Genomic DNA, 7,984 nt, shown 5'->3' with positions numbered 1-7,984 from the left:
GCCTCGGCCGCCCCGCCCGCGACGCGCCCGGGCTGTCCGGGTCGTCCCGGATACTGGGGACATGACGAGATCGCTGGTGTGGGTGAAACCGGAGGGCGCGGAGCTGGCGGAGGTCGACCTGGAGGCCGGACGGATGGCGGCGACCGGCTCGGCGATCGGCCGCGATCCCCTCCCCTACCGGCTGGAATACGAGCTGACGACCGGCGACCGGTACGTGACGGCGCGCCTTCTCGTGCGGACGTCCGGCACCGACGAGGACACCGGGCCGTGGCGGCGATGGCTGGAACTGGTCAACCGGCCCGAAGGGGAATGGACGGTCAACGCGCGCGCGGAAGGGCATGTGGCGCTGCCGCCGCCGGGCGGCGACGCCGCCGCGATCGAGGGCGCGCTCGACTGCGACCTCGGGCTGTCGCCGCTCACCAACACGATGCCCGTGCTGCGCGGCGGGCTCCTGCACGGCGGCGGGCCGGCCGACCACGTGATGGCCTGGATCTCCGTGCCCGACCTCGCGGTCATGCCGTCCCGGCAGACGTACACGTTCGTCCGCCGGGACGGCGACCGCTCCGTGGTGGGGTTCTTCACCCCCGGCTTCGCCCGGGACATCGTCTTCGACCAGGACGGCCTGGTGGTCGACTACCCCTCGATCACCCTCCCGTCCACCGGGTCCTGAACGGCCGGCGATCCGACAGCGGGCCCGGAAGCGGTCAGCGGGCCCGGAAACGGTCGAACAGCCGGTACATGAACTCCGTGCCCTGCTGGAGGGCGGCGACGGAGATCCGCTCGTCCGTCCCGTGCATGGTGACCAGCTGATCGTTGTCGAGCACGTACGGGTAGACGCCGTAGCCCGGGACGCCGCGGGACGTCCACGGCGCCAGGCTCGTCCCGGCCTCGAAGAGGGCGGGGGCGAACACGGCGCCCGGATAGGTCCGCCGGGCCGCGTCGCCGATCGCCGCGTACAGGGGCGAGTCGATGCTGGACGGTGGCTTGGCGAACGTCTCGTCCAGGCGCTTGAGGGCGGCCTCCTCGGACTCGCCGGGGTTGCCCACGAGCTTGACCGTCACATCGCGGCCCGCGAGCCGTTCGCGGACGCCCGCCAGGAAGTCGCGTGGGCGCTGGCCGCCCGGAACGCCCCGGCAGTTGATCCGGACGGTCGCGGCGGACGGGATGACGTTCTCCTTGTAGCCCGCGTCCTCGATGACGAAGGCGTGGGTCGTCCGGAGAAGGGCGCGGTGGAGCCAGGGATATGAGCTGCGCTTGACGACCAGGGCCGCGGCCCGTTCCCGGGCGTGCTGGGAGCGGGCGGAGAGCAGGAGCTCCAGCGCGCGCTTGAACGGGGCGTCGCGGGTGGCCTTGGCGAGCGCGGAGAAGTACTCGCGGGTAACCGGGGTCAGCGTGACCGGCGCCAGCCACGTGTCGAGCGCGGTGACGGCGCGCGACAGCTTGGCGATGGCCGAGTCGGGGTTGGGCTTGGAGGAGTGGGTGGCGGTCCCGTCCGCGACGAGGTCGAGGTTGAAGTAGACCTTGTCTTGGCGCGTCACCGTGATGAGCATGGGCGTCGTCCGGTCCTTCTGGGCGAGGAACCAGCCGCCCTCGGTGAGGACCATGCCCGCGTCGATCTTGTTCCAGTGGTGCTCGGCGAGCCACCGGGAGCCGTACTGTCCCGCCTCCTCATCGCAGTCGGTGAGCACGATGATGTCCCGGTCGAACTTGCCGCCCTCCTTGAGATGGCGCAGCAGGGCGGTGATGAACGCGGCGTTGGCGCCCTTCATGTCGAGGGAGCCGCGGCCGTAGATCTCGCCGTTCTTGACGACGCCCGCGAACGGGTCGACCGACCATTTGTCGCGTTCGACGGGCACGACGTCCGAGTGGCCGAGCAGCAGCAGCGGCGGGGCCGCGGTGGTGCCCTTGATCCGGGCGACGAGGTGGACGTTGTCCTTCTTGGGCGTGGGGATGATCTCGGCGGACACGCCCGCCGACTCCCAGAGGGCCTTGAGCATCTCGGCGTGCGGACGGGTGACGCCGCCCTCGCCGAAGTTCTGGGTGTCGAACGCGAGCATCCTCTTGAGCAGGGCGAGCGGGTCGAGGTCGGGCGGGGCGAGCCGGCGGGCGGGCGAGCCGGGCAGGGCGGGCGCGGCGGCGGCCGTCCCGCCCGCGAGTGCGCCGCCCGCGAGCAGGACGGCCCCCGCACCGGTGCGGTGGAGGAAGGTGCGGCGGGTGACGGGCAGTGGGGAGTCGGGCATGAGAGCTCCTCCTTCGACGGCGGGAGCGCCCGGCGGGCGGGGCTGCAGGGCTCTCCCGGACCCTGGACGGGCGGGGACGGGCCGCCGCTCCGGACCGCGGCCGCCGCCTCCGCCTCGATCATCAGCGTGACACGGGGCGTTCCCGATCTCCAGCGGGACCCGCGAAGCATGATCGACGACGGCCGGACGCCCCCGCCGCCGCCCCGTCCACGGGTGCTCCACGGCCCCGGCCGCGTTGTGATCACTCCGGAACGGACCGTGGCGCGGCCATGGCCAGACCCGGCCCGGTTAACGGTGAGTAACCCCATGTTGGCTATGGACAAACGGCCCGGTGCACGATGAGATGACGCACCAAGATTTTGCTTACTCCCAGGTGGCCCCGATGACGGATGTTGTGCTAGACGGCGTCGACAAGGTTTATCCGGGCGGGCAGGTGGCTGTTCGGAACGTGCGTCTGCGCATCAACGACGGTGAGCTGTTCGTCCTGCTCGGGCCGTCCGGGTGCGGCAAGTCCACCATCCTGCGCATGATCGCCGGCCTGGAGGAGATCACCTCGGGCGTTCTGTGGCTGAACGGGGCCGTGGCCAACGAGCTGTCCCCACGGGATCGGAACGTGGCAATGGTGTTCCAGGAGGGCGCGCTCTACCCGCACCGCACCGTCAAGGGCAACATGATGTTCCCGCTGGAGGTGCTGGGTGACGACCGCGCCGAGGCGACCGCCAAAGTGGTCGAGCTGGCGCGCGCGCTGGGCATCAACACGATGATCGACCGGCTGCCGCGCACGCTGTCGGGCGGGCAGCGGCAGCGGGCGGCGATCGGGCGGGCGCTGATCCGCGAACCGTCGCTGTTCCTGATGGACGAGCCGCTGTCCAGCCTGGACGCGGGGCTGCGCACCGAGCTGCGCGTCGAGATCGCCGCCCTGGTCCGCTCCAGCGGCACCACCACCGTCTACGTCACGCACGACCAGGTCGAGGCGATGACGATGGCCGACCGCATGGCCGTGCTCCGCGACGGCGTCCTGGAGGACGTCGGCACCCCGGAGCAGATCTACCAGGACCCGGCGACGGTGTTCACCGCCGCGTTCCTCAGCTCGCCGCCGATCAACCTCCTCCAGGCCACCCTCTGGGGCGTCGAGGGCGAGGGCCTGCTGCTGGACCTCGGCCCCCAGCGCCTGTCGATCCCCTGGGACGATCCGCGCGCGTCCTCCATGATCAGCCACCACGGGAAGCACGTGATCGTGGGGATCCGCCCGGACACCCTCGCCCCGATCGCCGCGGGGTCCCCCGCCGCGCCCGGCACCGTCCTGTCCGGCCAGGTGCGCGCGCTGGAGTTCCACGGGCACGAGTGGCTCGCCTACGCCGAGGTCGGCATCCCGACCGTGGACGCGAACGAGGTGGGCGGGATCAAGAAGCCCGACGAGCCCGAGCCCGAGCAGATCGGCCTGGTCGGACGGCTGCGGGCGCTGCTGGGCCGGTCCGCGGTCGTCGACGAGCCGGCGCCGGAGGGGCACGCGGGCCACCACCGCCGCTCCGACCTCGTCTTCCGCATCGCCTCCGGCAACCGCCCGAACCGCGGCGACCATGTCGCGCTGTGCGTGGACCTGGAGCGCGTCCTGCTGTTCGGCGCCGACGGCCGCCGCGTCACCCCCGTCCAACGATGACCCGCCGCAGGCACCGCAGCCCGGCGTCGATCTCGGCCGTCGTCACCGCGCCGTAGCCGAAGACCAGCCCGGGGGCGGGCGGCCCGGTCACGGCGAACTCCGACAGCGCGAACAGCCCGACGCCCTCCGCGAGGGCCCTGCGGACCAGGTCCGCGTCGTCGGTGCCGTCCGGGAGGGTGGCGCTCAGATGCAGCCCCGCCGCGGACGGGACGGGTTCGAGCCGTCCCGCGAACCAGGTGCCGAGCAGCTCGGCGACATGCTCGTGCCGCGCCTGGTACTCCCTGCGCGACCTGCGGATATGCCGCGCCAGCAGCCCCTCGTCGATGAACCGGGCGAGCGCGGCCTGCGCCGGGATCTCGGCATGCCAGGACGAGACGTACCGGGCCATGCGGAACGCGCGGTGCAGCGACGGCGGCGCCACGAGGAACCCGAGCCGCACCACCGGCCGCATGATCTTGGAGAACGTCCCGGTGTAGAGGACCCGGCCGTCCTCGTCGAGGCTCTGCAGCGGCTCGATCGGACGGCCGCCGTACCGGTACTCGGTGTCGTAGTCGTCCTCGACGATCACAACGTCCCGCCGCCGGGCCCAGTCAAGCAGCGCCCTCCGCCTGGGCAGCGACATGGGCATCCCGAGCGGGAACTGGTGGGACGGCGTGACGTACACGGCGCGGGCCCCGTCCGGAAGGGCGTCGACCCGCAGCCCCTCCGCGTCGACCGGGACGCCCACCACCCGCATGCCCGCCGCCCTCAGCAGCATCACCGCGGGCGGATAACCGGGATCCTCCACGGCCACCACATCGCCGGGCTCCAGCAGGACCCGGACGATCAGATCCAGGGCCTGCTGGATCCCCGAGGTCACCACCACGTCATCGGCGCCCGCCCGCACCGACCGCGAGACCCCCACATGCCGCGCGATGGCCTCCCGCAGGCCCCGCAGCCCCGCCGGATCGCCCGCCGCCGCCGGATCGTCCAGCGCCGAGGCCCGCAACCGCCCCGCCATGATCCGCCGCCACGGCTCGTACGGGAACAGCCGCACGTCGGGCAGCCCCGCGCGGAAGTCCCACCTGATCCCCGGCATCCGCCCGGGCCACACCGAGATGTCGTCCCAGACGCGCCTCGGCCGCAGCGGCGAGGCCGCCGGGGCGCCCCTCGCCACGGGCCCGGCCTCCTGGACGAACGTCCCCGCGCCCACCCGGCCGGTCAGGAACCCCTCCGCGGTGAGCCGGTCATAGGCGACGCCGACCGTGTTGCGCGAGATCTCCAGCCGCCGCGCCAGCTCCCTGGTCGGCGGCAGCGCCTCGCCCGCGCGCAGCCGTCCGTCCAGGATCGCCACGCGGAGCTGCCGGTAGATCTGCCCGGCGAGATCCCGGCGTCCCACGAGGCTGACATGCAGGTCCACGCGCCCGACCCTAAATCGGCTCAGTCATTTCGCACAATTTTGGCCCTGTACCTGGGCCTCTCTCCGTCCCTACGGTGAACGCATGGACCTGCTGACCGAACTGCTCACCACCGACTTCAGGGACCTCGACCGGAAGGCCCTCGACCTCTACCTCGCTACGGTCGCGCAGGTGACGCCCGACGCGCTGGCCCTGCCGACCCCCTGCGCCGACTGGACGGTCAACGGCCTCCTCCGCCACCAGGTGAGCCAGGACGAGGGCTTCGCCGCCGCCGTGCGCGGCGACGGCGCCCGCCTCCGGAACTGGCGCAACGGCGACCTCGGCACCGACCCCCACGCGGCCGCCGTGACGTCCGCTGACCTCGTCACGAAGGCGTTCTCCGAGGTGAGCCTCGACCAGGAGCTCATCCTGCCCGAGGTCGGCGAAGGCGGCGGCTTCCCCGCCTCCCTCGCGATCAGCTTCCACCTCGTCGACCTGGTCGTCCACGCCTGGGACGTCGCCGCGGCGATCCACGTCCCCTGGGAGCCCGCCGACGACCTCGTCGCCGCGTCCCTCAAGGTCGCCGGAATCGTCCCCACCGACCCTGGCAGCCGCGGCCCCGGCCTCTCGTTCGACCGGGCCGTCCCGTCCCCGGACGGCGCCGCACCCGCGGACCGCCTGCTCACCCTCCTCGGCCGGACGCCCACATGGAGCTGAGGACGTCGTGGCGCCGAGGCCCCGCCAAGTCCCGCGGCCCCATCCTGGTCAGCGTCACCGACTTCACCGGCACCGCACGCGACCTGCCGAGGATCTACCGCGCCGGCCTGGAACTCCGCCGCGCCTGGCCCGACCTGGAGGGCGCCGTCGGCCTCTGGCTGTGGACGAGACCCCTGCAGCGCCGGAGCGGCTCAGTCTCCATCTGGACCACCGAGGCCGACCTGCACCGCTTCGTCGCCTGGCCGCCCCACGTCGCGATCATGCGCCGCTTCCGGCACCGCGGCCGGATCCGCGCCCACACCTGGGAGGTCGACCACTTCGACCCGGGGCAGATCTGGGCCCGCGCCCACCAACTACTGGACGCTCAACCCGAGGCCCCGTCGCACACCGAGTCCCGGTAGAAGCCGATCTTCCACTGGACCTGCTCCTGCTGCTCCCGCAGCTTGGCGATCTGCTCTTCCACCCGGCGATCGTGAGCCTGCAAAAGCTCCAGCCGCTCCTGGACGGTCTCCGTCCCGCCCCGGGCGAGCTCGGAATAACGCAGCATCTCCGCGATCGGCATGCCCGTCTCGCGCAGACACCGCAACATCCCGAGCCACTGCAGATCGTCATCACTGAACACGCGCCGCCCCGACGCGTTCCTAGCGATCCCGGACAGCAGCCCGATCTTCTCGTAATAGCGCAACGTGTCGATGCTGAAGCCGCTCTTCACGGCGGTCTCACCCGGAGAGTAGGAACTCACCCGCCAAGAATCCCACCGACAACACACCCGGCGCCAGAAAAACCCGCCCAGTAGACCACCGCATGCGCCGATCCAGAGGAGAACGACGGAAAACCACCACCCAGGCGAGCACCGGTGCCTTGCTAGGGCGGTCGTTGGCAGGGCTGATCACTGCGCGCCAGCGGCGCGAACACCTCAGCCGCAGCACGCAGCACCAACCCCCAGTCACAACAGGCTGACCTAACAAGGCACTACTAGGCGATGCCGCCGGTCGTCCATGGCGCACGCCGAAGACAAGCACAAGCGCGCCCCCTCAGCGCGGACTGTCGCCACGACGTAGCGGGCGACGTCGAAGCCCGGCACGAAGCCGGAGTCGTAGGCGAGCCGGGTGATGTCGAGGTGGGGCACGGGGTTGTCATCGCAAGGGCGATCGCGCGCTTGACGTCGGGCGCGTAGCAGCGGTCACCCGCCATCGTCGGCGTGCAAAGGAGGGGACGGGGAAGAGCGGCGATTCCGGATGGACGGGCGGCCCCCAGATCGTCCCGATCAGGAGCACGACCGGCGCTGCCCTTGAAGGCTGTGCGTGGTGAGCGGCTCGACGGCCTTCTTGAAGGCGACGATCAGGTGAGGCAGCTCAGCGGCGGCCAAGCTCCTCGTGAACGGTTCACCACCACGCCCCACCTCGCCGGGCGGGACGCCAGCGGATCTCCGTCCGCTCCGCGTACACATCGATGCCGGAACTCGCGGACGCCCCAGGCACGGGGGCGTCCAGCGCGTTGAGCAGGCCGGTCATCTCCGTGCGGAAGAAGCAGACCGGATCCTTGCCGGGGACGCTGCAACTGGGCCGGGCAAGCCCAGGCGGGTTACGGCCCTCCTGGCTGGGCCTGATGCCGTGGGGCTCCCACTGGCGGAAGCAGACGGTAGGTGTAGCGGCCACCCGGATCTCTATCGACGTAGAACTGTTGGGCGTTGGCGTGCTTGAAGCGGTTGTGCCAGCCGCAGCAAAGGGCGAGTTTGTCGATGTCGGTGGGGCTGTCTCCCAGGACCCAGCCGTCGACGTGGTCGACTTCGCACAGCGTGCCGGGGACTTCGCAGCCGTGTACCGCGCAGGTCGGGTACAGGGTTTCCAGCACCTGGCGCTGCCCGGCTGTGGCGAACCGGACCCGGTGGCCGAGGTAGAGCGGGGTGTTGCCGGGCCCGAGCAGGAGTGGCGAGACTCCGGCGGACAGGGCGATGCGGCGGGCCTGCTGGGGCGGGATCGGGGTCCCGT

Annotated in this window: 9 protein-coding genes; 4 read left to right on the top strand and 5 right to left on the bottom strand. The window is 71.7% G+C overall.

From position 1 onward, the window contains the following. The first annotated feature begins 61 nt into the window (after positions 1–61). On the top strand, positions 62–670 hold the full coding sequence (locus E1298_RS40550; RefSeq protein WP_131902696.1) for a putative glycolipid-binding domain-containing protein: 609 nt from the start codon (positions 62–64) through the stop codon (positions 668–670). 34 nt (positions 671–704) lie between these two features. On the opposite strand, the gene E1298_RS40545 is transcribed toward E1298_RS40550, so the two are convergent. After that, positions 705–2,240 carry a M20/M25/M40 family metallo-hydrolase gene (locus E1298_RS40545; protein ID WP_207945132.1) on the bottom strand — a complete coding sequence of 512 codons (1,536 nt, stop codon included), beginning with the start codon at positions 2,238–2,240 and terminating at the stop codon, positions 705–707. 382 nt (positions 2,241–2,622) lie between these two features. On the opposite strand from E1298_RS40545, the gene E1298_RS40540 reads away from it, so the two are divergent. Then, positions 2,623–3,900, top strand: coding sequence for an ABC transporter ATP-binding protein (locus tag E1298_RS40540; RefSeq protein ID WP_131902695.1), 1,278 nt, complete (start codon positions 2,623–2,625; stop codon positions 3,898–3,900). Here the strand turns inward: E1298_RS40540 and pdxR are convergent. Then, positions 3,881–5,299, bottom strand: a complete 1,419-nt coding sequence (gene pdxR, locus E1298_RS40535; RefSeq protein WP_131902694.1) for a MocR-like pyridoxine biosynthesis transcription factor PdxR — start codon at positions 5,297–5,299, stop codon at positions 3,881–3,883. The genes E1298_RS40540 and pdxR overlap by 20 nt on opposite strands. Before the next feature lie 82 nt (positions 5,300–5,381). Here pdxR and E1298_RS40530 point away from each other — a divergent pair, with 82 nt between their 5' ends. Together E1298_RS40530 and E1298_RS40525 are read left to right on the top strand one after the other, a co-directional pair. Continuing rightward, complete coding sequence (locus tag E1298_RS40530; protein WP_131902693.1) at positions 5,382–5,993, top strand: TIGR03086 family metal-binding protein; 612 nt, start codon at positions 5,382–5,384, stop codon at positions 5,991–5,993. Further along, a complete protein-coding gene (locus tag E1298_RS40525) occupies positions 5,984–6,394 on the top strand; it encodes a hypothetical protein (RefSeq protein WP_131902692.1) in 411 nt (136 codons plus the stop codon). Before E1298_RS40530 ends, E1298_RS40525 begins: the two co-directional genes overlap by 10 nt. On the opposite strand, the gene E1298_RS40520 is transcribed toward E1298_RS40525, so the two are convergent. From E1298_RS40520 to E1298_RS48825, 3 genes are all read right to left on the bottom strand, one after another. Next, entirely contained in the window at positions 6,358–6,735 is a 378-nt protein-coding gene (locus tag E1298_RS40520) for a MerR family transcriptional regulator (RefSeq protein ID WP_131902691.1), read from the bottom strand. The two genes, E1298_RS40525 and E1298_RS40520, sit on opposite strands and share 37 nt — an antisense overlap. 643 nt (positions 6,736–7,378) lie before the next feature. Continuing rightward, on the bottom strand, positions 7,379–7,507 hold the full coding sequence (locus E1298_RS51405; protein ID WP_279499565.1) for a hypothetical protein: 129 nt from the start codon (positions 7,505–7,507) through the stop codon (positions 7,379–7,381). A gap of 70 nt (positions 7,508–7,577) precedes the next feature. Beyond that, positions 7,578–7,984 (bottom strand): HNH endonuclease signature motif containing protein (locus E1298_RS48825; protein WP_243726134.1); only part of this gene is annotated, 407 nt, incomplete at its 5' end.

The organism is Actinomadura rubrisoli (genome assembly GCF_004349215.1).
GTDB lineage: Bacteria > Actinomycetota > Actinomycetes > Streptosporangiales > Streptosporangiaceae > Spirillospora > Spirillospora rubrisoli.
This window is presented reverse-complemented; position numbering and strand designations above follow the sequence as displayed.